27 protein-coding genes are annotated in these 23,591 nt (G+C 69.4%); 13 read left to right on the forward strand and 14 right to left on the reverse strand.

Annotated elements, in window-relative coordinates:
• The first annotated feature begins 45 nt into the window (after nt 1–45).
• Nucleotides 46–786, forward strand: coding sequence for an NAD(P)H-binding protein (locus AB0C19_RS20780; protein ID WP_357187718.1), 741 nt, complete (start codon nt 46–48; stop codon nt 784–786).
• Between the two features lie 37 nt (nt 787–823).
• Here the strand turns inward: AB0C19_RS20780 and AB0C19_RS20785 are convergent, their stop codons facing one another.
• Both AB0C19_RS20785 and AB0C19_RS20790 read right to left on the reverse strand, forming a co-directional pair.
• Nucleotides 824–1,396 carry a GNAT family N-acetyltransferase gene (locus tag AB0C19_RS20785; RefSeq protein ID WP_357187720.1) on the reverse strand — a complete coding sequence of 191 codons (573 nt, stop codon included), beginning with the start codon at nt 1,394–1,396 and terminating at the stop codon, nt 824–826.
• On the reverse strand, nt 1,396–2,649 hold the full coding sequence (locus AB0C19_RS20790) for an MFS transporter (RefSeq protein ID WP_357187721.1): 1,254 nt from the start codon (nt 2,647–2,649) through the stop codon (nt 1,396–1,398). Before AB0C19_RS20790 ends, AB0C19_RS20785 begins: the two co-directional genes overlap by 1 nt.
• 127 nt (nt 2,650–2,776) lie before the next feature.
• Here AB0C19_RS20790 and AB0C19_RS20795 point away from each other — a divergent pair, with 127 nt between their 5' ends.
• The 6 genes from AB0C19_RS20795 (at nt 2,777) to AB0C19_RS20820 (ending at nt 6,392) form a co-directional block, all read left to right on the forward strand.
• On the forward strand, nt 2,777–3,709 hold the full coding sequence (locus AB0C19_RS20795) for a LysR family transcriptional regulator (RefSeq protein ID WP_357187723.1): 933 nt from the start codon (nt 2,777–2,779) through the stop codon (nt 3,707–3,709).
• A gap of 108 nt (nt 3,710–3,817) precedes the next feature.
• The gene (locus AB0C19_RS20800) at nt 3,818–4,228 is read left to right on the forward strand and encodes a metalloregulator ArsR/SmtB family transcription factor (protein ID WP_357187725.1); all 411 of its coding nucleotides are present in this window, start codon (nt 3,818–3,820) and stop codon (nt 4,226–4,228) included.
• Entirely contained in the window at nt 4,228–4,716 is a 489-nt protein-coding gene (locus tag AB0C19_RS20805) for an SRPBCC domain-containing protein (protein WP_357187727.1), read from the forward strand. The genes AB0C19_RS20800 and AB0C19_RS20805 overlap by 1 nt, the downstream gene beginning before the upstream one ends.
• Before the next feature lie 4 nt (nt 4,717–4,720).
• Entirely contained in the window at nt 4,721–5,281 is a 561-nt protein-coding gene (locus tag AB0C19_RS20810; RefSeq protein ID WP_357187729.1) for a dihydrofolate reductase family protein, read from the forward strand.
• 111 nt (nt 5,282–5,392) lie between these two features.
• The gene (locus AB0C19_RS20815; protein ID WP_357187731.1) at nt 5,393–5,854 is read left to right on the forward strand and encodes an HNH endonuclease; all 462 of its coding nucleotides are present in this window, start codon (nt 5,393–5,395) and stop codon (nt 5,852–5,854) included.
• Nucleotides 5,855–5,867: 13 nt separating this feature from the next.
• Entirely contained in the window at nt 5,868–6,392 is a 525-nt protein-coding gene (locus AB0C19_RS20820; RefSeq protein ID WP_357187733.1) for a hypothetical protein, read from the forward strand.
• 93 nt (nt 6,393–6,485) lie between these two features.
• On the opposite strand, the gene AB0C19_RS20825 is transcribed toward AB0C19_RS20820, so the two are convergent.
• Both AB0C19_RS20825 and AB0C19_RS20830 read right to left on the reverse strand, forming a co-directional pair.
• On the reverse strand, nt 6,486–7,172 hold the full coding sequence (locus AB0C19_RS20825; protein WP_357187735.1) for a Type 1 glutamine amidotransferase-like domain-containing protein: 687 nt from the start codon (nt 7,170–7,172) through the stop codon (nt 6,486–6,488).
• An 89-nt stretch (nt 7,173–7,261) separates the two neighbouring features.
• A complete protein-coding gene (locus tag AB0C19_RS20830) occupies nt 7,262–7,633 on the reverse strand; it encodes a hypothetical protein (protein ID WP_357187737.1) in 372 nt (123 codons plus the stop codon).
• 313 nt (nt 7,634–7,946) lie between these two features.
• Here AB0C19_RS20830 and AB0C19_RS20835 point away from each other — a divergent pair, with 313 nt between their 5' ends.
• Nucleotides 7,947–8,732: an aminoglycoside phosphotransferase family protein gene (locus AB0C19_RS20835; RefSeq protein ID WP_357187739.1), complete on the forward strand. Its 786-nt coding sequence runs from the start codon at nt 7,947–7,949 to the stop codon at nt 8,730–8,732.
• Between the two features lie 157 nt (nt 8,733–8,889).
• Here AB0C19_RS20835 and AB0C19_RS20840 read toward each other — a convergent pair whose 3' ends face one another.
• Complete coding sequence (locus tag AB0C19_RS20840; protein WP_357187740.1) at nt 8,890–10,785, reverse strand: prolyl oligopeptidase family serine peptidase; 1,896 nt, start codon at nt 10,783–10,785, stop codon at nt 8,890–8,892.
• Nucleotides 10,786–10,856: 71 nt separating this feature from the next.
• On the opposite strand from AB0C19_RS20840, the gene AB0C19_RS20845 reads away from it, so the two are divergent.
• Nucleotides 10,857–11,645 (forward strand): nucleotidyltransferase domain-containing protein, encoded by a 789-nt coding sequence (locus tag AB0C19_RS20845; protein WP_357187742.1) that lies wholly within the window; start codon nt 10,857–10,859, stop codon nt 11,643–11,645.
• Nucleotides 11,646–11,855: 210 nt separating this feature from the next.
• Here the strand turns inward: AB0C19_RS20845 and rox are convergent, their stop codons facing one another.
• Both rox and AB0C19_RS20855 read right to left on the reverse strand, forming a co-directional pair.
• Complete coding sequence (gene rox / locus AB0C19_RS20850; RefSeq protein WP_357187744.1) at nt 11,856–13,334, reverse strand: rifampin monooxygenase; 1,479 nt, start codon at nt 13,332–13,334, stop codon at nt 11,856–11,858.
• A gap of 197 nt (nt 13,335–13,531) precedes the next feature.
• Nucleotides 13,532–14,245 carry a TetR/AcrR family transcriptional regulator gene (locus AB0C19_RS20855; protein WP_357187746.1) on the reverse strand — a complete coding sequence of 238 codons (714 nt, stop codon included), beginning with the start codon at nt 14,243–14,245 and terminating at the stop codon, nt 13,532–13,534.
• Between the two features lie 84 nt (nt 14,246–14,329).
• Between AB0C19_RS20855 and AB0C19_RS20860 the strand changes: the two genes are divergently transcribed.
• The gene (locus AB0C19_RS20860) at nt 14,330–15,193 is read left to right on the forward strand and encodes an NAD(P)H-binding protein (protein ID WP_357187748.1); all 864 of its coding nucleotides are present in this window, start codon (nt 14,330–14,332) and stop codon (nt 15,191–15,193) included.
• A 16-nt stretch (nt 15,194–15,209) separates the two neighbouring features.
• On the opposite strand, the gene AB0C19_RS20865 is transcribed toward AB0C19_RS20860, so the two are convergent.
• Genes AB0C19_RS20865 through AB0C19_RS20875 form a run of 3 tightly spaced genes read right to left on the reverse strand, consistent with a single transcriptional unit; the run spans nt 15,210 to nt 17,757 of the window.
• Nucleotides 15,210–15,992: an ABC transporter permease gene (locus tag AB0C19_RS20865; RefSeq protein WP_357187750.1), complete on the reverse strand. Its 783-nt coding sequence runs from the start codon at nt 15,990–15,992 to the stop codon at nt 15,210–15,212.
• Nucleotides 15,993–16,023: 31 nt separating this feature from the next.
• The gene (locus AB0C19_RS20870) at nt 16,024–16,782 is read right to left on the reverse strand and encodes an ABC transporter permease (RefSeq protein ID WP_357187752.1); all 759 of its coding nucleotides are present in this window, start codon (nt 16,780–16,782) and stop codon (nt 16,024–16,026) included.
• 15 nt (nt 16,783–16,797) lie between these two features.
• Nucleotides 16,798–17,757 (reverse strand): ABC transporter ATP-binding protein, encoded by a 960-nt coding sequence (locus AB0C19_RS20875; protein ID WP_357187858.1) that lies wholly within the window; start codon nt 17,755–17,757, stop codon nt 16,798–16,800.
• Between the two features lie 130 nt (nt 17,758–17,887).
• On the opposite strand from AB0C19_RS20875, the gene AB0C19_RS20880 reads away from it, so the two are divergent.
• The gene (locus AB0C19_RS20880) at nt 17,888–18,364 is read left to right on the forward strand and encodes a hypothetical protein (RefSeq protein ID WP_357187753.1); all 477 of its coding nucleotides are present in this window, start codon (nt 17,888–17,890) and stop codon (nt 18,362–18,364) included.
• A gap of 15 nt (nt 18,365–18,379) precedes the next feature.
• On the opposite strand, the gene AB0C19_RS20885 is transcribed toward AB0C19_RS20880, so the two are convergent.
• A complete protein-coding gene (locus AB0C19_RS20885; RefSeq protein WP_357187755.1) occupies nt 18,380–19,378 on the reverse strand; it encodes a helix-turn-helix domain-containing protein in 999 nt (332 codons plus the stop codon).
• An 88-nt stretch (nt 19,379–19,466) separates the two neighbouring features.
• Here AB0C19_RS20885 and AB0C19_RS20890 point away from each other — a divergent pair, with 88 nt between their 5' ends.
• Entirely contained in the window at nt 19,467–20,042 is a 576-nt protein-coding gene (locus tag AB0C19_RS20890; RefSeq protein WP_357187757.1) for a maleylpyruvate isomerase N-terminal domain-containing protein, read from the forward strand.
• 152 nt (nt 20,043–20,194) lie between these two features.
• Here AB0C19_RS20890 and AB0C19_RS20895 read toward each other — a convergent pair whose 3' ends face one another.
• The 3 genes from AB0C19_RS20895 to AB0C19_RS20905 all read right to left on the reverse strand — a co-directional run bounded on the left by AB0C19_RS20895 (nt 20,195) and on the right by AB0C19_RS20905 (nt 22,709).
• Nucleotides 20,195–21,484, reverse strand: coding sequence for an MFS transporter (locus AB0C19_RS20895; RefSeq protein ID WP_357187759.1), 1,290 nt, complete (start codon nt 21,482–21,484; stop codon nt 20,195–20,197).
• A 161-nt stretch (nt 21,485–21,645) separates the two neighbouring features.
• Nucleotides 21,646–22,188 carry a GNAT family N-acetyltransferase gene (locus tag AB0C19_RS20900; protein WP_357187761.1) on the reverse strand — a complete coding sequence of 181 codons (543 nt, stop codon included), beginning with the start codon at nt 22,186–22,188 and terminating at the stop codon, nt 21,646–21,648.
• A 32-nt stretch (nt 22,189–22,220) separates the two neighbouring features.
• Nucleotides 22,221–22,709: a DUF1992 domain-containing protein gene (locus AB0C19_RS20905; RefSeq protein ID WP_357187763.1), complete on the reverse strand. Its 489-nt coding sequence runs from the start codon at nt 22,707–22,709 to the stop codon at nt 22,221–22,223.
• A gap of 228 nt (nt 22,710–22,937) precedes the next feature.
• On the opposite strand from AB0C19_RS20905, the gene AB0C19_RS20910 reads away from it, so the two are divergent.
• Nucleotides 22,938–23,588 (forward strand): LysE family translocator, encoded by a 651-nt coding sequence (locus AB0C19_RS20910; RefSeq protein ID WP_357187764.1) that lies wholly within the window; start codon nt 22,938–22,940, stop codon nt 23,586–23,588.
• Nucleotides 23,589–23,591: the final 3 nt, after the last annotated feature.

Here is a 23,591-nt window from a genome sequence, read left to right on the forward strand (position 1 = left end):
GAACCTCAGCCAGTCGGGCCACACAGTCACGGGAAGGTGCATGGCATGAAGATCGCCGTACTGGGCGGGACCGGCCTCATCGGGTCGCAGGTCGTCAAGATCCTGCAGGCCGCGGGGCACGAGGCGGTGCCGCTGTCGCCGTCGACCGGGGTGGACCTGCTCACCGGGCAGGGCCTGTCCGACGGGCTCGCCGGTGCCGAGGTCGTCGTCAACCTGACGAACTCGCCGACCTTCGACGAGGCCTCGCCCGCCTTCTTCCAGACGACCATGGACAACCTGCTGGCCGCAGCCGCTCGCGCGGGCGTCCGCCACGCGGTGATCCTCTCCATCGTCGGCGTCGACAAGGTGCCCGACCTGGACTACTACCGCGCCAAGACCCTCCAGGAGGAGATCCTCACGGCCGGTCCCATTCCGTACTCGATCGTCCGGGCCACCCAGTTCTTCGAGTTCGTCGAGTCGATCCTGTCCTGGACGGCCGACGACACCACGGTCCGCCTGCCCAGCACGCCGGTGCAGCCGATGGCCGCCGCCGACGTGGCGCAGGCCGTCGCCGAGGTCAGCATGGGCGCGCCGTTGCAGGGCATCCGCAACGTCGCCGGGCCCGACGTCTTCGCCCTCGACGAGCTGGGGCGGATCACGCTCGCCGCCCGCGGTGACCAGCGCACCGTCACCACCGACAACGGCGCCGGCATGTTCGCCGCCATGTCCGGCGATGTCCTCATCGCAGGCGACGACGCCGTCATCGCGCCCACCGCCTATCGGGAGTGGCTCGGCCGCCAGGCCTGAGGTGTCCACCTGATCCGCACGTCGCCGTGACGGACGATCACGACGGCGGCGTGCGGGTCCCGGCCCGCCACTCGCGCTCCAGGATCGCGAAGACGAGCTGGTCTGCCCACTCCCCCCGGAACAGGTAACTCTCGACATGCCGTGCCTCCTGCCGCATGCCGAGCCGCGCCATGAGCCGGGCAGACGCGGTGTTGCGAGCGTGGCACCGCCCGTAGACCCGGTGCAACCCGAACTCGGCAAACCCCCAGGCCAGCATCGCCGTGGCGGCCTCCGTCGCCAACCCGCGACCGCCGTGGTCGGGGTGGAAGACAAAGCCGAGTTCGGCGGTACGCTCCAGCCGGCTGCGCCACACCAACTCCACGATCCCGATCACCCCGGCGTCGGTGACCACAGCCACCGTCAGGCAGTCACCCTCCGCGCGCCACGCGTCCTCGCCCGCCATGGCGAGCACCGAAACCCGCGACTGCTCACGGGTACGCGGCTCCGCGCCGAGCATCCACCGGACGACGTCGGGTCGGCGCTGAAACGCGTACACGTCGTCGAGGTCGTCGATCGTGACCGGACGCAGGGTGAGCCGTGCGGTGCGGATCGGGTAGGTCGGCTGGAACATCACGCGATCGTAGAGACACATGCGGAGCGCTCCGGTGCCGCCCGATCGGCGTCCGGGCGCCGGGGCAGCAGCAGCGGGCTCGCGAAGATCACCAGCCCGGCGACCGTGATCGCCGTACGCGGGCTGGTGGCCTGCGCGAGCAGCCCACCGAGCGCGCTGAGGATGGCGATCGTCGCGCTGCTGCCGATCGACCAGGCAGAGAGGGTACGGACGATGCGATCCTTCGGAGTCTGCTGAAGGCGGTAGGTGGCGAGCACCGGGTTGTACAGGCTCATGCTGATGATGATCGCGAACTCGACGACGATCACCGTGGCAAGACCGACCACGCCGGGTTGGACGAACGCGAGGCCGATCAGCCAGATCGCGCGCAGCGTGCCCACGGTGCGGATGATCCGGTGTTGGCCGTGGCGGGCCACCACCCGACGGGCCAGGCGTGACCCGATGAGTCCGCCGACGCAGGGCACGGCGAAGGCGAGGCCGTATTGCCAGGGCGGAAAGCCCAGCTCGCCGAGCAGGAGCACTGCCAGCAGCGGCTCGGTGGCCATGATCAGCCCAGCAACGAGCAACTGGTTGAGGTAGAGCGCCCGCAGACCGGGGTGGGTCAGCAGGTGCCGCCAGCCGTCGAACAGCTCCCCGGCCCGGACCCGGCCCGCGCCGGTGCGACGGGGGCGTTCTTCGGTGCCGCGAATGGCGGTGAGGCCCAGCGCCGAGAGTAGGTAGCTCAGCGCGTCGGCCACGACGGTGACGACCGGCCCGAACAGTCCCACCGCGGCACCGCCCAGCGGCGGCCCGAGCGCGATCGAGCTCCAGGTCGTCGACTCGAACCGCGCGTTCGCCACCAGCAGGTCGTCCGGCCGCACGAGGGCCTTGAGGAAGGCGCCGCTGGCCGCGTTGAAGGCGATCTTGGCAGTGGCGAGCACTGCCGAGACGACCAGCAGTTGCCCGAAGCTGAGCCGGCCCAGCGCGTACGCGACGGGGATCGTCAGCAGGACCGCGAACCGGGCCAGATCCATCGCGATCATCACCCGCCGCTTGCGGTGGAACTCCACCCACGGCCCGAGTGGCAACGCGATCAGCGCGCCCACGGCCGGCCCCAGCGCGGCCAACACGGACACCTGGGCGGGGCTGGCCTGCAACACCAGCACGGCGATCAGCGGCAACGCCCCGAAACCCAGCCCCGAGCCGTAGGCGCTGACCGCGTACGACGCCCACAACCAGCCGAACCGCCGCCCCATGGCCCTCCTCGTGGACAAGCCCGCACCTCCCGCTTCCGACAACCCGTCGTTGACCGCGCGATCAAAGCAAGCCCAGTGACGAGGGATCAAACAACCGCATGAGCGGCGCGCCACAACCCGAGGTTGTGTCAGTAGGGTTTGCCGGGTGAATCTCGACGCCGTCCGCACCTTCGTCGCCGCCGTCGACGCCGGCCAGTTCCAGGACGCCGCCGCGGCGCTGTCGATCACCCAGCAGGCCGTCTCCAAGCGCATCGCCGCACTGGAAAAGGACCTCGGGGTACGACTGTTCACCCGCACGGCGCGCGGCACCCACCTCACCGTCGACGGTCAGACCTTCCTGCCGCACGCCCGTGAACTGCTCCGGGCCGAGGCGCGCGCCGACGCCTCCGTACGCCCCGGCCGACGGGCGCTGCGCGTCGACGTGCACAGCCGACGGATCGCACCAGCGGTGCTGTTGCAGGACTTCCACCGCGCGCATCCCCACATCGAGTTGGACGTCGTCACCCTCGACGCCGACGTACACGCCGCGATGGCGGCCGTCGAGGTGGGGACGATCGACGCCACCTTCCACGCCGTCACCGTCGCCGCGCGTCACCTGCCCGCCGCGATCAGGACCACCCGCGTGATCGACGAGCACCACGAACTGCTCGTCGGCCCCCGCCACGCGCTCGCCAACGCCCGCACCGTCACGCCCGCGCAGCTCGCCGAGCACCGCATCTGGATGCCCGGCATGGCCCCCGGCACCGAATGGGCCGACTACTACGACGAGCTCGCCGCCGCGTTCGGCCTCACCATCGACCTGGTCGGGCCGGTCTTTGGCAACGAGGCGCTGCTGGCCGAGATCGCCGACTCAGCGGAGCTGGCCACACTCGCCGGCGTTCGCACCCGGTACCTGTGGCCGGACAGCTACGACCTGCGGCGCGTACCGGTGCGCGACCCGGCGCCCGTCTACCCCATGTCACTCATCTGGCGCGACGACAACCCCCATCCCGCGCTGCGGGCGCTGCGCGACTACCTCGCCTCCCGGCGAGTGCAGTCGCCCGACATCGAGGTCTGGCTACCGCCCTGGGGTCAGTGATCGACGCGCGCTACGGCGGTCCGTTGACCGCAGCGATGCCTCGGCGTGTTGACACGCGTTCATCCCGCACTACATTTAACGTGTTGGTTAAGTGACTGGGAGGCTCTGGTGTCTGGCAGCGATCAACTCAGCGCGGTGTTCTCGGCGCTCGCCGACCCGACTCGACGGGCGATCCTCGCCGAGCTGGCCGACCGCGACGCCACGGTCACCGAGCTCACCGCTCCGCTACCGATCTCGATGCCGGCGGTGTCGCGGCACCTCAAGGCGCTTGAGCGCGCCGGGCTCATCTCACGCACCCGGTCGGGGAAATTGCGGATGAGTCGCATCGAGGCCGCCCCGCTGCGCGAAGCGGCCGAGTGGATCGACCGCTACCGGCGGATCTGGGACACCTCCCTCACCCGCCTCGACGCCCACCTCACGGCAGTGCAGGCCGCCGGCCGCCCCGCGGACCGAACGGCCCACGGCTCGGCTTTTCCCGACCGGGAACCCCCGAGCAAGGCTCACGACAAGGAGAACTGATGGACAGCGACAAGCCGCCAATCGTCATCTCGCGAGTGGTGGACGCGCCACGGGAGCTGGTCTACCGAGCGTTCACCGACCCGGACCACCTGGCGGCATGGTGGGGACCGATCGGCAACTCACTGCCCCGCGACGAGATGGAGTTCGACGTTCGGCCTGGCGGCTACCAGCGGTGGACCGAGGTCTTTCCAAGCCAACCCGGCCTTCGAGTCGAGGTCCACATCGACCTCACCCACGTCGTGGACGGCGAACTGCTCGACGGCGTCGCGCACGTCACCGGGCACCTGCCGGAGGGCGTTGAGCCGCACGAGACAAGGATGCGGGTCGAGTTCCACGACGAGGCCGATGGACGGACGCGCCTCGAGATCCGTCAGTGGCTCCCGGGGCGGGTGCTTGGTCCCGCCCATCAGGGTTGGAACGAGGCCTTCACCAAGCTGGACGCGGCACTGAGGAATGTCCACCCCGTCGCAGTCGACGTCGAGGTGTAGCGCCATGGCCAAGCTGATCTACGTGACGAACGTGTCCCTCGACGGTTACATCGAGGACGAACAGGGCCGCTTCGACTGGACCCCACCCGACGACGACTACTTCGCGTTCGTCACCGACCTGGTCCGGCCCATGGGCACCTACCTCTACGGCCGGCGCCTGTACGAGTCGATGGCCCTCTGGGAGACCGAGCCCTCCCTCGCGTCGCGATCGAAGCTCACTGCCGACTTCGCCGACGTCTGGCAGACAGCGGACAAGATCGTCTACTCCACAACGCTGGACGCGACCTCGACCGCCAACACCCGGCTCGAACGGAGCTTCGACCCCGCCTCGGTACGCGCCGTGAAAGCCTCGGCCACCAGTGACCTCACCATCGGTGGCGCACACCTCGCGGCGCAGGCATTCCAGGCCGGGCTGATCGACGAGTGCCACCTGCTGATCCATCCCATCCTCACCGGCGGAGGCAAGCCCGGGCTGCCCAGCGGCACCCGCCTTGAGCTGGAGCTACTGAGCAATCGCCGATTCAGCAACGGTGTGGCCTCCCTGCACTACCGCATCCGCACCTGAGCCGGTCGTCGGCGTCACCGAACTCGAAGAATGTCGGTGACGCCGACTGGCCGTCGAGCAGGCAGGCAAGCGTCGTTCGACGATGCTGGGTGCCGTGGGTACGGTGACAATGTGCTCTCAGCCGTGAAGGGTCTGTCCCGGTACCACACCGAGGAGTCGCTGCGCGCCTACCTGCTGGAGCGTTCACACCGCACCGAGAACGGCTGCCTGGTCATCGAAGGTTACGGGCGGCGACGCGGGGTGCACCAGAAGGTCGCTGGCCGCGCGTGGGCGCACATTGCCGCGTACGTCGTCCTCGTCGGCGGGTACGACCCCGCCCTCGACGTCGACCAGACCTGTGCCGCCGCCGACTGTATCGAGCCGACACATCTGCGCCAGCTCAGCCGGGCCGAGGCCTGCCGCAGCCGCAACCAGCCGGCACAGTGCCGCAACGGACACGACCGTGAGCTCGACCCGGCCACCGGCCGGTACCGTCGGGTCTGTCGCAGTTGCAACCGGGAGGCTCAGCGCCGGTGGCGTGAACGTGAGGCCGCCGAGGTAGCCCAGGCCCGCGCCGCGTACGGCCGCTCGTAGCGATAATCCTGAGATGACCAGTTTCCCCGCGACCGCCCGCCGGGTGCGGGACGAGAGCCTCAGCCCTCGACGGCGCCGGTCGCATCTACGGGACTGCCTCTACCACTTCGCGCCGTACGGCTTCCACGCCACCTGGCACCACCTGGCAACCCGGCACCGCATCCCCCGCGACGTTGAAGGCGATCCCCCGTCGTTGGTCCGGGCCCTCGGTGAACTCGAGACAGCCCGCGCTCTGGTGCTGGCAAGGGCAGTCGCCTTCGCGGCCCAGCGGCGACTGCAGAAGCAGGCGGGCCGACGAACCCCCACCACTCCGCATCCGTGGGACTCGTGGGGTTGCCACGACATCGCCTACTGCCCCGATCCGCGGAAGCATCCCACCGGGGAGCTCTCGATCGTGGTGGAGCGGGTGCTCGATGCGTACGCCGCAGGGGTCGACCTGGCCGGACGATGCCTGGTCTGCGGCGACGACGATTCCCGCCCCGGAAGGGCCTGCCGAAACTGCGGCGTCGTACCCGACGGGTATCGCAACTCGATCTGAAGCATCAGGAGCAGTGCGGTTGCCGCGGTAGCAGGCGCCCCGCAACCCGGTGACCAGCAAGCGCTCGCGTCGGTGTCTGGAGGGACGTCCCGGTCAGGGGTTGATCAGTCTCCAGTCTCCTTCGGAGATGACCTCGACGGTGCCACCGACCACCTTGATGGCGGTGTTGTCGTCGATGGCGTACGTCGGGACCGGGATCTTGGACGCCCACCTCTGGATGTCGGACAGGTCGGTGTCCTCCATGTCCGGATGATTGAGGTGGGGGTAGAGCGTGAAATCCACCAGCCCCAGCGCCCGGTCGGCACCCTGGGCCATGTCGCTGCCGTCAGGGACGAATTGACTGTCGAACTCGGCGTCGCAGTTGTACGGGGTGACAGCGATGCTCCCGGCGCTGACCCCCACATAAACCGTGTCACTCAGCGACGGCAGGACGTCGGCCAGGCCCGACTGGCGCATCCAGTAGGTCAGGTACAGCACATCGCCGCCCCAGACCAGAAGGGCATCGGCCCCCCGGACCGCCGGGACCCAGTTCTCTTCTCGAATGGTCGGCAGCGCGGTGAGCTCCAACACCCCCAGGGACTTCCAACCGAGCTGGGACAGCGGGATCGAAGGCCGGCCGTGGATCGCCTTCCACGCCCTCTCGCCTCCGCCGGGGAAGGGGTAGACACCGGTGGGGACGAACAGGGCCGTGGCCTCGACGATCGGTTTGCCCAGCAGGTCGACGAGCGCGTCGGAGATGCTCGGATTGCAGATGCCCGACGACGTGAGAAGAAACTTCATCGATCCGCCCTCCTAAGTCACCGAATGACGCCGATCAAGTTGCCCATGAGAACCAGCGGTCCGGCTCGGCTCGTTCTCACTCATCCCGATCATCGTCGACCGATGTCGGCCTTGGCGAGGACCGGTCGGGTCACATCCTGGTTGTCGATGACGACGTCCGCGCGTTCGTGCGGCGCGCAGGCGGCGAAGTACAGCCGCTGGCCGCCGACGTAGCGGCCGAGGCTGGGATGTTCGGGATCCGGATGCGAGCCGTCGCGTCGAGCCATCCGTGCCACGGTGACCGCGAACGGCGCGTCAAGGAAGACGGAGAGGTCCCAGAACTGCACCAGCTCGTCACGGTGCAGGAACAACCCGTCGACGATGAGTACCGTGCCCGGCGCGGCGGTCCGCCACGCAAGGTCCAGGATCGTCGGAACCATGTCAGCGACGTGGTCAAGCAGTTGCCCCCGCACGACGCCCACGCCGTTCCTCCATCCATGACCGCAAAAGCACAGCACGCCCCACCGATCGAGGAAGTCATCCTGGCAGACGCCTCACCGGCAGCGGTCCGCATCAAGCCCGTCGGGACAGGACAGTTGGCTTGTCTGGGGCTTACACCATCCCCAGTCGTTAGGCAGCATAACTGTCATTATGATGCATGTACGTTTCGCACCTTTCGTCCCAGGTAATTACTGGATCGTTGTTAATAACAATCCAGTAATTGGCTCCGCCGGGCTTCGGCCTCGCCTCGGGAACGCGGTGGCTCTGCGGCCCACACGCGCTGAGGATGTCGGCATGAATGACCACAGCGCGAACGCAGTCGGCGAGCAGGAGGAAGCGCTACCCGGCGGCAACATGGGGGGTGCAACACGTGTCGGTGCCACTGTCCGGCGGACCGCCGGGGCGTGGAGCCCGACGATTCAACGCCTCCTACGGCACCTGCGTGAGCGCGGCGGCACCTGGGCTCCGCAACCGCTCGGGACCGATGAGCACGGACGCGACAGCGTCTCGTACCTGCCGGGCCTCGTGCCGCAGTACCCGTTGCCGGACTGGATCTGGAGCGATGGCGTCCTCACCGACGCAGGTGTCTACCTCGCACGCCTTCACCACGCCAGCGCCAGCTTCGACACCGTCGGCGGAGTATGGCAGTTCCCGGTACGACAGCCAGCTGAGGTCATCTGTCACAACGACTTCGCGCCGTACAACATGGTCTTCAGCGACCGGCGACTGACCGGCGTCATCGATTGGGACACGGCCTCGCCCGGTCCCCGATCGTGGGATCTGGCCTACCTTGCCTACCGACTGGTGCCGCTGGCCCATCCCGACAACGGCGACGCAATCGACAGTGACCTGGGCGAGCGGGCACGTCGGCTGCGCCTGCTCTGCGGTGCCTACGGCTCCGAGCAAGATCCTGCTCGCATCCTCCAGGTCGCAGTCCATCGGCTACACGACCTCGCCGCCTTCACCGAGGCGCGGGCTGTTCAGGGACAGGAGGACATTCGCCGTCACGTCGAGCTCTACCAACGCGACGCTACGTGGATCACCACGCACGCCGATTGCCTGGGCCGGGATGTCGCCTGAATCAGCTACGACGGCCGGCACTGCCAGCCTATTTGCTCACGAGACGTGCGTGGCCCGTCCGCGGTCGAGGTCCGCCGACGGGTCAGGGCGGCGAGTTGTCGTCAGCGACGACCGGTCGGGAAGCAACAACATCTGATCCACGCGCCCCCGATCAGGGTCAGAGCCAGCGATCGAACCAGGCGCGGGTCCGGTGCAGGACGTCGATCTGGTGGTGGCGTTCCCGGATCGAGTGGCCCTCTCTCGGGTAGATCACGAACTCGTGCTCGACGTCGAAGTGGCGCAGCGCCCGGTGGAGGTACACGGCCTGTCCGAGGGGAACGTTCGTGTCCTCGGCGCCGTGCAGGATGAGCACCGGAGTGCGGATGTTGCTGGCGAAGGAGATCGGGCTGACCGCGTCGTGTGGGTGTGGTCCGATGCCGGACCAGCCGGTGCTGCCACCGAGCGCGGCTTCGAACTGGCCGTTCTCCCCGGTCGCGGCGAGCATCCCCCAGTCGACGACGCCGGCGCCGACCAGCGCGGCGCGGAAGCGGTCGGTCTGGCCGACGGCCCAGGCGGACATGAAGCCGCCGTGGCTCCAGCCGGCGATGCCCAGCCTGTCAGGGTCGGCGATGCCCTCGGCGATGAGGAGGTCGATGCCGGTCAGGATGTCGGTCCACTCCTGCTGGCCGACCCGACCGGCGACGCTGGCGGCGAACTGGTGGCCATGGCCCTGGCCGCCGCGCGGGTTGGGCAGCAACACCGCGTAGCCGGCGGCGGCCAGCCACTGCGCACTGGGGAACCAGAACAGCTGGCAACGATCGGCGTAGCGATCGTACGGGCCTCCATGCACGATCGTTACCAGCGGGAACGGGCCCTCCGACGCGGTTCTTCCGACCGGCAGTACGAGCAAGCCGTCCAGGTCGAGCCCGTCGGCGGCGCGGTAGGCCAGCGGCTGTTGAGTGCCGAGTGCGATGCCGTCCAGCTCCGGCCGGGTGTTGGTGATCCTTCGCAGCGGCCCGGTTGGCGCTCCGATGTGAACGTTCGGGGGCTGATAGCGGGTGCCGGTGAGCAGCGCGATTGCGTCGCCGGTAGCAGTAATGGTGAGGTTGTCGAGGCGTCCAGGGTGATGCGACAGTGTCGTGAGGTCGGTGGGGTCGAGCCGAGACAGGGTCGTGTTCAGGCCGTCGGCGAGCACCACCAGCGGGGCGGCGTCGGTCTGGCGAAGTTCGGTGGGGCACATCGAGAGACCAGCGGTGCGGTTGCGCAGGACGCGGCTCTCCATGGCCAGGTCGAACACGGCGGTGCCGGCCTGCAGTCCCGGTGGCGTGAGCGCGATGTATCCGAGGTGCCAACCGTCTGCGCCGTGCCACCAGGTCAGAGATCGCGCGTCGACGTCGACCGGTCCGAGGTTCTCCACGGTCCCGGTCGTGGGGTCGAATAGGTGCAGTTGGCCGGTGCGCGGACCGTAGTCGTTGTCAGCGCTGGCCCAGGTCAGCACGGCCAGTGGGCCGCCGTCGGGACGTTGCCGCAGTTCCACGACGTGCCGATCACCGAACACACTCGGGGTGGTGACCCGGCCGGTGCGCAGGTCCAGCAGGCGCAACCGAGCACGTGGTTCGCCCTTGCCGACGACAATGGCGTCATGACGGTCCCGGGCACGGAGGGTGTCCTGCTCGGTGGGTTCGTCCTCGGCGAGCAGAGCGACCAGGTTGGGGTTGCTGAGCGGCAGGTGGTCGAGGACGCCGCCGCGCCAACTGGTCAACGTGGTCATCGTGCCGTCGGTGAGGGTGAGCCCGTGCAGTTGCGGGGTACCGCGGTCGGCGCGGTCGGACAGGAAGAACAGCATTTCCGAGTCGGCCGACCAGCACGGCTGGGACTCGGTCGCGGTGTCGCCGGTCGCCCGGCGTGACGCGACGGCGCCATCGTTGTGTACGAGCCAGAGTTCGGTGTCGAGGTGGTCACCGGTCCGGCCGATGGGAGCCAGGACGTAGCAGAGCAGGCGCCCGTTCGGGGCGAGCGCCGGGGTCTGCGGGCCACGACCATCGACCACGAGTTCGGCTGTCAGACCTGTCATGCGCGCAGTCTGTCAGGATCAACAGGGCAGCACGGCATGAAGGACGACACGCTCATGGAGCAGCTGAACCCATGTTCTCCGTAGAGGAACGCGACCTGATCCGGCAGCGGCTGCTGCACCTGGCCGAACACGATCCCGCTGTCGTCGCCGCCGCGATCACCGGCTCACACGCCACCGGCGATGAGGATCGCTGGTCGGACATCGATCTGGCCTTCGCGGTCAGCGACCCGCTCGACGCCGTCATGCATCGCTGGACACAACAGCTGTATCGGGACTTCGCCGCAGTCCACCACTGGGATCTGACGTCCGGGTCTGCGATCTACCGGGTGTTCCTCCTGCCTCGCTGCCTGGAAGTCGACCTCGCGTTCAGCCCGGAAGCCGAATTCGGGCCGCGAGGCCCGAGTTGGCGACTCGTGTTCGGGCAATCGACAACACCCCCGGCCGCCACGACGAACCGCCACGACGAGATCGCCGGCCTGGCATGGCACCACGCACTACACGCGCGGATCAGCATCGAACGAGGGAGATACTGGCAAGCGGAGCACTGGATCGGCGCCATGCGCACCCAGACAATCGCGCTCGCCTGCCAGCGTCTGGGCCACCCCACCAGCTACGCCAAAGGTGTCCACCTACTACCCGCCGACATCACCGGACCGCTCGAAACGACCCTGGTTCGCTCCACGGACGAGACTGAGTTACGTCGCGCACTCTCGGCCGCCGCAACGGCCCTGACTGCAGAGCTCACTCGCTCGGACCCGGCCCTGGCCGATCGACTACACCCGATTCTCACCGAACTCGGATCACCCGTAGCTGTCCGCCCACCGGTTTGGCCTGGCCGATGCGGCACGAGAAGGCGATGAGTTCGATGTGGTGCAGCCAGCGAATGTGGTGCTGTTCGTAGTAAGCGGCGAGTTCCTCGGGGATGTTCGACAGAAGCGCCACACGCACGCCTGAGGCCACAGCCGCACAACAATGACGTCGGCCGGGGGCATGGCCGGGCAAGGATTCCCCGTGCTCGGCTATGCCCCCGCGAATTCCCCAACCTTGACGTTGAGGCCGCCGGCCCGAGATCAGTGGGCGGGCTTGCCGAACCAGCGGGAGAGGCGTTCGTCCAGGTCCTGCTGGTCGTCGCCGATCCAGGCGACGTGGCCGTCGGGGCGCAGCAGGACGGCCGGAACGTCCAGTGCCGCAGTGAAATCCGCGAGGTGATCGACCCGGTCTGACCAGCCGCCGACGGTCAGGCGTTCGGTGCGGTCCAGCAGCAGGCCGCGGCCGCGGTGCAGCAGACCGTAGAGGTGCCCCTGTGTGATGTCCATGTCGGGCAGGCGGCGACCGAGCAGGTCGGGGCCGGCGCCGAAGTCGTAGCGGACGCCGACGGCGGTGATCTTCTCCAGCAGATGGAGGTTCACCTCGTCGAACTCCATCAGCTCGATGAGCAGCCTCCGCACCGCCTGTGCGCCCGGTTCGGTGGACAGCAGCTCCGTCTGGGCTCGGGTGTTGTCCAGCACCGCCTCGGCGACCGGACGGCGTTCGGCCTGGTAGGTGTCCAGCAGTGCCTCCGGCGCCCAGCCGCGGATCTGCGCGGCCAGTTTCCAGCCGAGGTTGAATGCGTCCTGGACACCCAGGTTGAGGCCCTGTCCGCCGATGGGCGGATGGATGTGCGCCGCGTCACCGGCCAGCAGCACCCGCCCGACCCGATAACTGTCGGCCAGCCGGGTGGCATCGCCGAAGCGGGACAACCAGCGCGGGGAGTGCACGCCGAAATCTGTCCCGGCGATGGCGCGCAACTGGCGTGCGAAGTCGTCGAGGGTGGGCGGTTCGGCGCGGTCGCTGACCCCGGCGGCGGGGACCAGGACGCTGTAGACCCCGACGCCTGCCGGCCGGAGCCAGAATCGCTGATGGGTCTCGCGGATCTCGGCCACCCTGGCGGCGATCTCCTCCTGCGGGACGCCCACTTCCATCTCGCCCATCAGGCTCTCGGTCCTTGCGGGCTCGCCGGGAAAGCCGACGCCGAGCAGTTTGCGCACGGTACTGCGCCCGCCGTCGCAGCCGACCAGGTAGTGCGATCGCAGCTGTTCCCCGTTGGCCAGCTCGACTGTCACACCCTCGTCGTCCTGCTCGAGACCGACGACCGCGTAACCGCGCCGGACCTGCGCGCCCAGTTCGATGGCGTGCTCTTCGAGTAGACGTTCGATGACCGGCTGCGGGATGCCCAGCAGGTAGGCGTACCGGGAATCCAGGCCCTTGGGCGCGGACTTGGGGATGGCGGCGAAGAAGGCGCTGGCCGGACGCTGCCGCCCGTGCGGGAGGATGCGGTCCAGCAGCCCGCGCATCGCCATCAGCTCGAGACTGCGGATGTGCAGGCCGACGATGCGGACGGCCGATGCCGGCTCGGTCTCCTTCTCCAGTACGAGGCCCCGTACGTCGTGCAGTCGTAGTTCGGCGGCGAGCATCGCACCGGTCGGCCCGCAGCCGGCAATGATCACGTCGTACGTTCGGGGCGTGCGATCGGTCGACGGCGGCTCGGCGGTGAATCGCGGAGGGTACATAGGTGTTGCCTTTCGGGAGTGCCGTGTTGGCAAGGCGCTCCCGGCGACACCTACGTCAATCGCCCGACCGGGACGGCGAGGGGGAGCACCCACATCGCTACAACGTTCATGGGTCTCACCTCCTCGGGCGGTGTCGCAGTCGACTGCAAGCTATCTCCCCCGGCGCGGTCGCGTCGAGTTGTTTCCTCGCCAGGTGATCACGGCGTCTGGTGGGTCAGCGACCGGTGGAGCCACTCGGCCATCAGCGCGCGTTCGGCGTCGGTGAGCCCCGCGAGGTCGGGCAGCACCGTCGCGAAGGTCACCGCGACCGCGTTCGCGGTGGTGTCGGGTGTGACCGGAGTTGTCGCCAGGATGCTGGCGAGCACGGCGTCGAGCATGGCCTCACCCAGACCGAGGTCGCGCTGGTCGGCGGGCATTCCCAGCAGTGTGAGGATGGTGCCGTTGCCCGCCGAGTGGATCATCATTAGCGCGCGTTCCTCGTCGACCCGGAGGAGGCCGGCTGTGGCGAGTCGTCGGACGCGACGACGTAGCACCTTGAGGCCGGCGATTGTTGCCGGCGAGGGTGCACCGCTCCCCCGGGTGGCGATCAGCGCGTACAACTCGGGGTTTGTCAGGCCGAACTTCACGTGTGCGCGCCATCCGGCGCGCAGGTCAGCGACCGGGTCGCCCGTCGCGGCGTCCGCTGCGACCGATTTGCCGCTGACGTAGGTGGCCATGACGTGCTCGGCGACGGCGTCGATGAGGCCGTCCTTGTCGCCGAACAGGCGATAGATGGTCGGCGCCTGCACGCCCGCGGCCTGGGCGACGGCGCGCGTCGTCACCGCGTTCGCGCCCTTCTCCCGCAGCAGTTGGGTCGCCGCCGCGACGATGCCCGCACGGACGTCGTCGCGGGTGTCCTGCGTCGTCACCATGTACCGATGCTAACAGTCTCTTGTTATCCACGATTTACCGATGCTAACGTTCGCTGCGTATCAACGATAACAAGGAGTGTCATCATGATCGTCGTCACCGGTGCCACTGGAAACCTCGGGTCCCAGATCGTCGACCGCCTGCTCGACCGGCTACCGCCCGACGCCGTGGGCGTGAGCGTGCGTGACGTCGATAGGGCCGCCGGCCTCGCCGAGCGGGGTGTGCGGGTGCGCGTCGGAGACTTCACCGACCCGGCCACGCTGGGGCACGCCTTCGAGGGTGCCGACAAGGTCCTCATCGTCTCCGCCGCCATCCGCGGCCCCGGCGCGCTCGTCGCGAACCGGGCCGCCATCGACGCCGCCCACGACGCGGGAGCCAACCGGATCCTCTACACCAGCCACCAGGCCGCCTCCCGGGACTCGCTCTTCGCCGCCCAGCCCACGCACGCCGCGACCGAGGAACACCTGGCCGGACTGGGAGTTCCCTTCACCGCCCTGCGCAACGGGTTCTACGCGAGCACGCTCAGCTTCTCCATCGGCACGGCCCTGGAGACCGGGCAACTCGTGGCGCCGGCGGACGGCCCGGTGTCCTGGACCGCGCACGCCGACCTGGCCGAGGCCGCAGCCGTCGCCCTCAGCGAGGACGGCGTCCTCGACGGGGTGACGGCACCGCTGACCGCCTCGGAGGCGCTCGACCTCGAAGCGGTGGCCGCCATCCTCAGCGACATCACGGGCCGCACCGTCGAACGGGTCGTCGCGCAGGACGACGAGTGGAGGGCATCCGTCATCGCGCGTGGCATGCCCCCGGCGGCGGCCGACTTCACTCTCGGCATGTACCGCGCGGCACGAGAGAAGGAGTTCGCCGTGACCGATCCGACGCTGGAGGCAGTCATCGGCCACCACCCGACATCCGTCCGCTCGGTGCTCGAGGCCATCGTCGCCCAGCGATGACGCGATCTCGAGCCGGTCAGCGCAGCATTGCCCGGGTCATTCGACGGGTGGCGACGTACATCGCGATCGAGCCGAACGCGACGAGGTAGGCCACCGGAATCAGCAGCTCCCAGCCGAGGTGGCCCAACGCGGGTTCCCGGACCAGCTCGATGCTGTGGTAGAGCGGCAGCACCTGGATCAGGGGCCGCACCGCCTCCGGGTAGACCGACAGGGGGTAGAACGTCGTCGCGAACAGATACATCGGCAGCATGAAGAGTTGGATGTACTGGAAGTCGGGGAAGTCTCGCAGGTACGTGGTGACGGCCAGCCCGCCGGCCGCGAACGCGTACGAGATCAGTAGCGACGCAGGCAGGGCCAACAGCACCCAGGCTGACGTGAGCAGCCCACCGACGGCCATGAGGATGAGGAATCCGATCGACGTCAGCAGCCCGTTGATCATCGCGCTGGTCACCTCGCCGACGGCGATGTCGGTGACGGAGAGCGGTGTCGGCAGGATCGCCTCGTAGGTCTTCTCGACCCTCATCCGGATGAACACACCGAAGCTCGTCTGGTTGAACGCCGTGTTCATCGCCGTGGTGGCCAGGATCGCCGGGGCCACATAGGCGGCGTACGGGACGTCGACGCCGGGGACCGTGCCGACGAGCATCCCGACGCCGACGCCGATCGACAGCAGGTACAGGATCGGTTCGACGAGCGCGTTGAGCAGCGGCGTGACCGACCGGCGGTAGATCATGAAGTTGCGTTCGATGAGCGCCAGGGCCCGGCGTCTCGTCCAGGTGGGTACGACGACGGTGGTCATGGTGCCTCCACGATGCTCTGGGCGTGGGCCGTCACGGGTGCAACCGTCGGCGGTAGGTGACCCGCGCTACCAGGAAGCCGCCGATCGCGAGTGCCAGCAGGTAGCCGATGTGGACGGAGCTGCCGGTGATCGTCGCCGTGCCGAGGCTGAGCGTGCGGCACAGCTCCACCCCGTGCCACAGCGGCAGCAGGTAGGACACCGGTCGGATCCACTCGGGCAGCTGCGAGACCGCGAAGAACGTGCCGGAGAACATGTAGAGCGGCATGATGACGAAGCGAAACACCGTGTCGATGTGGCGCAGCTTGCGGACGCCGACCGCCCACGCGGCGGCGGGTGCCGCGAACGCGACCCCGGTCAGCGTCGCGCCGAGCAGGGCTCCGAGGGCCCACCATCCCCCGATCAACCCGAACGCGGCCATCACCACGATGAAGGCACCGCTGGCGATGAGCACCCGGAAGGTGATGAAGAGCAGGTGCCCGGCGGCGAGCTGCTCCGGTCTCAGCGGCGTTGGCGTGGCGCTGCGGTACGCCCCGAAGCCGGCAGCGCGGGCGACCCCCGGGGCACCTTCCAGGAACGCGTTCTGCATCGCGGCGGCGGCCAGCATGCCCGGGGCGAAGAACGCCGCGTAGGAGACGCCGGCGATCTGGGCGGGCGCGTTGTCGTCGACCAGGGCGCCCAGCCCGGCGCCGATGCCGATGAGGAACAGCAACGGGTTCAACACGTTGATCACGATCGAGCCCCGCCAGGTACGCCGGTAGCGCGTCAACCAGTACCTGAATACACGAAACACCAGTGACCTCTCCTGCTACTCGATGAGCGATCGGCCGGTGAGCTTGAGGAACACGTCCTCCAACGTCGCGCGGCGGACCAGCGCGGTGAGCGGCGTGAGCGACATGGCGTGCACCGTGGCGAGGGCCGCCTCGCCGTCGGCGGTGTAGACGAGCACCCGGTCGGGGAGCAGCTCGACGCGGCCCTCGTCGTCGTTGCCGCCGGTGGCCAGCACCGATGTCAGCAGTTTCTCCGCCGCGGTGTCGCGCTCGTCGAGGCGGAAGCGGAGTTCGAGAACTTCCCGGGTGGCGTACCTGGTGATGAGTTCCTGGGGTGAGCCCTGCGCGACGATGCGGCCGTGGTCGACCACGATGAGCCGGTCGCAGAGCTGCTCGGCCTCGTCCATGTAGTGCGTGGTGAGGATGAGCGTCACGCCCTGCTGTTTGAGCTGGAAGAGCCGGTCCCACAGGACGTGTCGGGCCTGCGGGTCGAGGCCGGTGGTCGGCTCGTCGAGCAGCAGGATGTCCGGTTCGTTGATCAGGGAGCGGGCAATGGTGAGCCGCCGCCGCATGCCGCCGGAGAGCGTCTCGACCTGGTCGCCGGCTTTCTCCTGAAGCTGGGCGAAGTCGAGCAGTCGGGTCGCGCGGTCCCGGATGACGGCCCGCGACAGGCCGAAGTATCGCCCGTAGATGTGCAGGTTCTCCCGCACGGTGAGCTCGTTGTCCAGGTAGTCGTCCTGGGTGACGACGCCCAGCCGGGCGCGGATCTCCGGCCCCTGCCTCATCGGGTCCATGCCCAGCACGCGCAGGCTGCCGCCGCTGATCGGCGACGTGGCGGCGATCATCCGCATGGTGGTGGACTTGCCGGCGCCGTTGGGGCCGAGGAGCCCGAACGACTCCCCCCGCTCAAGTGCGAAGTCGATGCCGTCGACCGCCCGGAACTCCGCAGTGGACCCACGTGCTGGATAGACCTTCGTCAGATCTCTCGCCTCGACCAGCGAATGTTCGCTCACCCCGGCAGCCTAGGGAAACTCGACACTGGAGTGCAAGATCTGGGCAGTGCTTTGTAATTTTCTGACACGTGGCGGATTTGACCCTCGACCCTGTCGAGGCCCGACCATCGGCGACATGGACGACCAACCAACTCCCGACCCGACAATGACCCGTATCGGCGAGGCGGTGCAGCTCGGCCGATCGGGGCAGCACGGCCCCGCCCGCGACGCCCTGACCGCGTTGTGGGACGAACTCGGCCCCACCGGTGACGCCCTGCACCGCTGCACCCTGGCGCACTATCTCGCCGACCTGCAGGACACCACCGAGGCGGAGCTGGCCTGGGACGAACGTGCCCTGGCCGCCGTGTCCGACCTGACCGACGAACGCGCCCAGCGGTATCTGTCCTCGCTCCAGGTCCAGGCGTTCCTGCCGTCGCTGTACCTCAACCTGGCCGACTGCCACCGGCGCCTGGGCAACGTCGGTCCGGCCCGGGAACACCTCGCCCGAGCCCGCGAACACCTGGTGCGACTGCCGGACGACCCGTACGGCGAGAGCGTCCGCGCCGCGATCCGTGACTTCGTCGAGGACGACCCGACCGACCGCCGGCGGTAGCGGTCGGGAGGGCGGTCACCGATCCTGGCGAGCGACGCCCCTGCGGTATTCCTGCGGCGAACGTCCGTAGTGGGCACGGAAGAGGCGGCTGAAGTGGGCCTTGTCCGGGAAACCCCAGCGGGCGGCGATGGCATGGATCGGCTGCCGCAGCAGCGGGTTGCCGAGATCACGCCGGCACTGCTCCAGGCGCTTGGCGCGGATGAGTTCGGCGACCGTCGTCGCCTCCGCCTCGAACAGGCGGTGCAGCGACCGCGGTGAGATGTGGTGGGCGGCGGCGACGCTGCGAGGGCTGAGCTCGTCATTGTCGAGGTGGCGGTCGATGAATTCGACGACCCGGGCCCGCAGTGCGGTCTGCCGCGCTTCCGGTGAGAGGGTGTCCTCGATGTCGAGGTACTGAGCGAGCGCGGCAGTGAGCAGGTCCACCGCCACCCCGCCCAGGATCTCGGCCTGGGCCGGCTCGAACTGCTCCGGGTGCGCCGCGATGCCGCGCAGGTGGTGGGCCAACAGGCCGCCGACGCCGACGTGCGAGGGCATCGGCGTGGCCAGCAGGCGGCGGAGCCGGTCCGGTGCCAGGGGCAGCGCCGCGTGCGGTATCTGCACGGTGATCGTGGTGGCGGGATCGGGACCGTCAGCGTGATGCCGGGCGACGTGCGGCCGCGCGGTGTCCAGGAGCGTGAAGTGGTTCGCGGCTTCCAGCGTGGACTCGGTGCGGTCCTGGATCAGGGAGCTGCGACCCGTCAGTGGTAGCGCGAGTTGATACATGTCCCCCTCGGCTCGGCGGACCAGTTTCGTGGGCCGGATCGAGTCCAGCGACGGGTAGCGCAGCGAGGTCATCCGAATGCGACCGAGATCGATGGCCTGCGCGTAGGCCACGAAGTTGTCCAGGTGGCCGCTGCTGATGTGCGCCGGCGCTGTCTCCTGAGCGACCAGGGCGTACCAGAACGCGAACCGGTCCGCCGGGGGCAGCACCGTCGTGTCCACCACGAGGTTGGGCAACACTCCGCTCGCCTCCACCCATATGCAAGGATGGATTCTTGCATGCCTCGACTTTCTTCACCCATAACGGGATTCCCACGTCCGGTGCTGCCCGGCGGGTTGGCGAATGTCGGCGGTGACCGGTGCCGACCTGCGGGAGGCAGCCGACGAGATGACCCGGGTGCTGCTGCCGCACCGGGAACGCGACTGGTCGGTGCCGGCCGGCTCGCTGAGCTGGAGCTGCTGGACCACCGCGGCGCACGTCGCGCACGACCTCCTGGCGTACGCGGGCCAGGTCACCGGCCGCCCGGATGACGGCTATCTGCCGTACGACCTGCGGGTCTCCCCCGACGCGAGCCCGACGCAGGTGCTCACAGTGGTGCGGGCCTGCGCCGGTCTGCTCGCCGCCGCCGTCGACGCCGCCGCGTCGGACGTGCGGGCCTGGCACTTCGGTCCGTGTGATCCGGCCGGTTTCGCCGCCATGGGCGTGGCCGAGACCGTGCTGCACACCCACGACGTCACCCTCGGTCTCGGTGTGCCGTGGCAGCCGCCGCAGCGGCTGAGCGCGCTGGTGCTGCGGCGACTCTTCCCGGACGCCCCGGCCGGGGCGGTACCCGAGGTGCTGCTCTGGATGACCGGCCGCGGTGAGCTGCCCGGCCGGGCCCGACGTACCTCCTGGAGCTGGCGGGCCGCAGTCGACTGACTCGCACCAACGTTGAGGGGCGGGTGGTCGCCTTCCGGGCGACCACCCGGTTGGAGCGTCAGGGTCAGGTCCAGCTGATGCCACGGTTGCGAACGCTGCGCATGCCCTTCTCCTCTCTGCTCGGTGACGGGCCCCGTGCCCGCCAGGTGACCTCAGCGTCGGCCACGACCTGCCTCGGCGGTACTGATGTCGGCGTTCGGAGTCGTTCGGGCTTGTTCGACCGGAGACTCGGACCTCGCAGGTCTGGAGTCGGGTCGCCGCTGCCACAGCGGCACGACAGCGAGAACCGCCACCGCGCCCGCCAGGCCGCTGAACCCGATCACAGTGGTGGCCGGCCACCGGTCGGCGCCCAGACCCGCGAGGACCATCGCCGTCCCCTGTAGCCCACTGAGACCGGTGATGGCCACCCCGAAGGCGCGTCCCCGGTACTGCGTCGGCACCGCCCGGCCGAACAACGCGTTCAGAGGGATGGCGAAGGCGCTCGCGGCTCCGGCCAGCACCAACAGCAGGAGCATCATCCACAGCGGAGGGACGAGCCAGGCCACCGCCAGCACGCCGGCCGACGTCGCGGCCAACGGCAGGATGAGCCGTTGGCGGGCCGCCGGTGGACAGAACCGGGTGAACGCGACCCCGCCGAGGGACATCCCCAACGGCGCCGCCGCCAGCAACAGCCCGACGGTGGCGGCGCCGCCACCGTACTGTCGGGCCAGCGGCGCCATCAATCCCTCGGCCGCGTAGGTGAAGGCGCTGGCCGTCCACAGGAGGAGAACGTAGGACCGCAGCCGGGAATCGGCGAAAATCACCCGCAGACCGACCGCCCGGCCCTCACCGGTCGGGCTCGACCGTGCTCGAGGCGCGGGGCGGGAACGCACACCGATCCCGATCAGAAGAGCCGACACCAGAAACGTGCCGGCGTCCACCAGCAGGGCACCGCGCAACGACAGCACCGCCACCAGGCTCCCCCCGACGGCGAAGCCGACCACCTGAACAACCTGGGCGCAGATATTGTCCACGCCGTTGGCCACCGCGTAACGGTCGTCGTCGAGCACCTCCGGCATCAACGCCGCCCGCGCCGCCACGAACGGTGGCCGCATCAGGTTGACCACGAAGAGGAGCACCACCAGGGCTGGCGCGGGGAGGTCCGGCAGCGCCGCCAGCGGGATGAGCGCCGCGCGGCCAAGGTCGCACGCGATCATCACGCTTCGCCGGGGGAACCGGTCGGCCAGGCCGGAGAACAGCGGTCCACCGGTGAGCCAGGCCAGGTAGGAACTGGCGTAGGCGGCCGCCGCCAGCGCGGCCGAGCCGGTTTCGCTGAAGACGAGATACGCCACGGTCACGGCCGTGAGCTGGTCACCGGCCAGGGACAGCAGGTACGCACCGAACAGGTGGCGGTACTCGCGTACCGCGAACACCTCGGCGTACGTCGCGGCGCGCTCGGTCACGTCACCCCGTCCCTCCCGTGCCGGCCCTCGTCTGGGCGCTCGGCCCAGACCGTATCCGCGTTCGCGTCGTCGAGGCCGAGAGCCAGCGTTCGGACCTGTTCGGATCCGTTCGCCACAGGTCGGACGGTCGGCGCGGGGAGGGTGTCGAGAGTGCCGTCCGGCTAGCCGGCGTGCAGCGAGTGCCGGTGGCCGTCGAGTGGGAAGGGCGGCCGGGCCGGCAACACCTCCTGGAACACGAAGCCGCACTTCTGCGCCACCCGGCAGGAGGCGACGTTGTCCACCTGGTGCAGCAGGTCGAGACGCGCCACCTCGGGGAACCTGTCGAACGCCCAGCGGCTCAGCGCGGTGACCGCGCGCGGGGCGACGCCGCGGCCGCGCGCCCACGACGCCGTCCAGTAGCCCACCTCCGGGGCCGGGCGCTCCGGCGTGACCCCCTTGAGCACCACGTTGCCCACCAGCCGGGCACCGTCGGCCTGCTCGTCGAGGACGGCGAAGGTGTACCGCCGGCCGTCGGCCCAGTCGCGCTGCGCGCCTTCCAGCCACCGTCGTGCCTCGGCGGCGGTGGTCACCGGAGCTCTGGTCCAGCGGCGCAGGACCGGATCCCGGTACGCCTGCACCAGCTCATCCAGGTCGTCGGCGCACCACTGACGCAGGGCGACACCCGGCGTCGAGGGCATGTCGGGTGACAGCGATTCGATCAACATCGGCACAGTCTGCCGTGGCCGTGGCCCGGGGGTCAGCCCCGACGGCGCCACCGCCGCCACCAGCTACGGCGGGGCCGGCGTGCCGGCGGCAGAACGGCCGCCGCGTCGGCGGCGGTCGTCGTCACCTTGGGGCGGGCACGCTCGGCGCGCCAACGGCGGACCACGTCCTCGGTGTTCACCGGGCGCACCGCGACCCGGGGGCCATCGTCGGGGAAGCGCAGCCACGCCACGATCTGGGCGTTCAACTGCCCCACGAAATCGCGGACGGACTGTTCGGTGGGCAGGTCACGGACCTCGCCGGGGACCTGCTCGATGCGTCGGCGCAGTTGCAGGGACGTGGGCAGGAGCAGGTCACTGGGGAGCGCCTCGCGCTCCAGGAAACTCTTGATCCACCACGCCTCGTCGTACGGCGCTCCCCGACCGGGGATCGGCTTGCCCATGCCGGGCAGGTCGTCGAACTCGCCGCGCTGAACGGCATCCTGGATCTTCGCCTCCACTGACGCTTCCCACGCCTCTGTCACCGTGCGGCACCTCCCTGGCCACCGTAACGCGCCGCCTCCGGCAGGCGACACGCGCTTGTCAGGGGTCAGCACGCCCGCGACTGTGCGCATTCCCGCCGAAGTGCTGCCGTCCTACCGAACGCGAATGGATCAGCCCGGATCGCAGGCCACGGCCTGCCAGGTGGCCCTGGAATGGGACGTTCATCCCGATTACGGTCGCTGTGGGGATTACCGAACGGGGGAAGCGTCGTGGTGAGTACTGGTGCACTGCTGGGCATCGCGCTGGTGGGGTTGGGGGTGGTGCTCACGCCCGGCCCGAACATGGTCTACCTGGTGTCCCGCTCGGTGGCGCAGGGCCGCCGTGCCGGGCTGGTCTCGCTGCTCGGGGTGGCCGCCGGCTTCGGCGTCTACCTGGCGGCGGCCGTCGCCGGCCTGGCCACCGTCTTCGTCCTGGTGCCGACGCTGTACGCGGTGGTGAAGCTGGCCGGCGCCGGCTACCTGCTCTGGCTGGCCTGGCGGACGCTGCGTCCCGGTGGGCACTCGCCGTTCACGCCCACGCCGATGCCGCCGGACCCGCCCCGGCGCCTGTTCACCATGGGCCTGGTCACCAACCTGCTGAACCCGAAGATCGCGATCCTCTACGTGTCGCTGCTACCGCAGTTCATCGACCCGACGCGGGGCCACGTGGCGATGCAGAGCCTCCTGCTCGGTCTGACCCAGATCGCCGTGGCGCTGATCGTGAACGCGCTGATCGTGCTCACCGCCGGCGCGCTGGCCGGGTTCTTCGCCCGCCGGCCGGGATGGCTACGGGTGCAGCGGTGGGTGACAGGCACCGCGCTCGCGGCGCTGGCCGTACGGATCGCCGCCGACCGCTCCCGCGCGGCCGTCGCCACGCCCTGACCC

The organism is Micromonospora sp. NPDC048842 (assembly GCF_040649935.1).
Lineage (GTDB): Bacteria > Actinomycetota > Actinomycetes > Mycobacteriales > Micromonosporaceae > Micromonospora > Micromonospora hortensis.

Coding starts and splice junctions, on each gene's coding strand:
- AB0C19_RS20780 (WP_357187718.1), top strand. CDS start 46: ATGAAGATCGCCGTACTGGGCGGGACCGGCCTCATCGGGTCGCAGGTC.
- AB0C19_RS20785 (WP_357187720.1), bottom strand. CDS start 1,396: ATGTTCCAGCCGACCTACCCGATCCGCACCGCACGGCTCACCCTGCGT.
- AB0C19_RS20805 (WP_357187727.1), top strand. CDS start 4,228: ATGGACAGCGACAAGCCGCCAATCGTCATCTCGCGAGTGGTGGACGCG.
- AB0C19_RS20810 (WP_357187729.1), top strand. CDS start 4,721: ATGGCCAAGCTGATCTACGTGACGAACGTGTCCCTCGACGGTTACATC.
- AB0C19_RS20820 (WP_357187733.1), top strand. CDS start 5,868: ATGACCAGTTTCCCCGCGACCGCCCGCCGGGTGCGGGACGAGAGCCTC.
- AB0C19_RS20825 (WP_357187735.1), bottom strand. CDS start 7,172: ATGAAGTTTCTTCTCACGTCGTCGGGCATCTGCAATCCGAGCATCTCC.
- AB0C19_RS20835 (WP_357187739.1), top strand. CDS start 7,947: ATGAATGACCACAGCGCGAACGCAGTCGGCGAGCAGGAGGAAGCGCTA.
- AB0C19_RS20840 (WP_357187740.1), bottom strand. CDS start 10,785: ATGACAGGTCTGACAGCCGAACTCGTGGTCGATGGTCGTGGCCCGCAG.
- AB0C19_RS20845 (WP_357187742.1), top strand. CDS start 10,857: ATGTTCTCCGTAGAGGAACGCGACCTGATCCGGCAGCGGCTGCTGCAC.
- rox (WP_357187744.1), bottom strand. CDS start 13,334: ATGTACCCTCCGCGATTCACCGCCGAGCCGCCGTCGACCGATCGCACG.
- AB0C19_RS20855 (WP_357187746.1), bottom strand. CDS start 14,245: ATGGTGACGACGCAGGACACCCGCGACGACGTCCGTGCGGGCATCGTC.
- AB0C19_RS20860 (WP_357187748.1), top strand. CDS start 14,330: ATGATCGTCGTCACCGGTGCCACTGGAAACCTCGGGTCCCAGATCGTC.
- AB0C19_RS20865 (WP_357187750.1), bottom strand. CDS start 15,992: ATGACCACCGTCGTCGTACCCACCTGGACGAGACGCCGGGCCCTGGCG.
- AB0C19_RS20880 (WP_357187753.1), top strand. CDS start 17,888: ATGGACGACCAACCAACTCCCGACCCGACAATGACCCGTATCGGCGAG.
- AB0C19_RS20890 (WP_357187757.1), top strand. CDS start 19,467: ATGTCGGCGGTGACCGGTGCCGACCTGCGGGAGGCAGCCGACGAGATG.
- AB0C19_RS20900 (WP_357187761.1), bottom strand. CDS start 22,188: ATGTTGATCGAATCGCTGTCACCCGACATGCCCTCGACGCCGGGTGTC.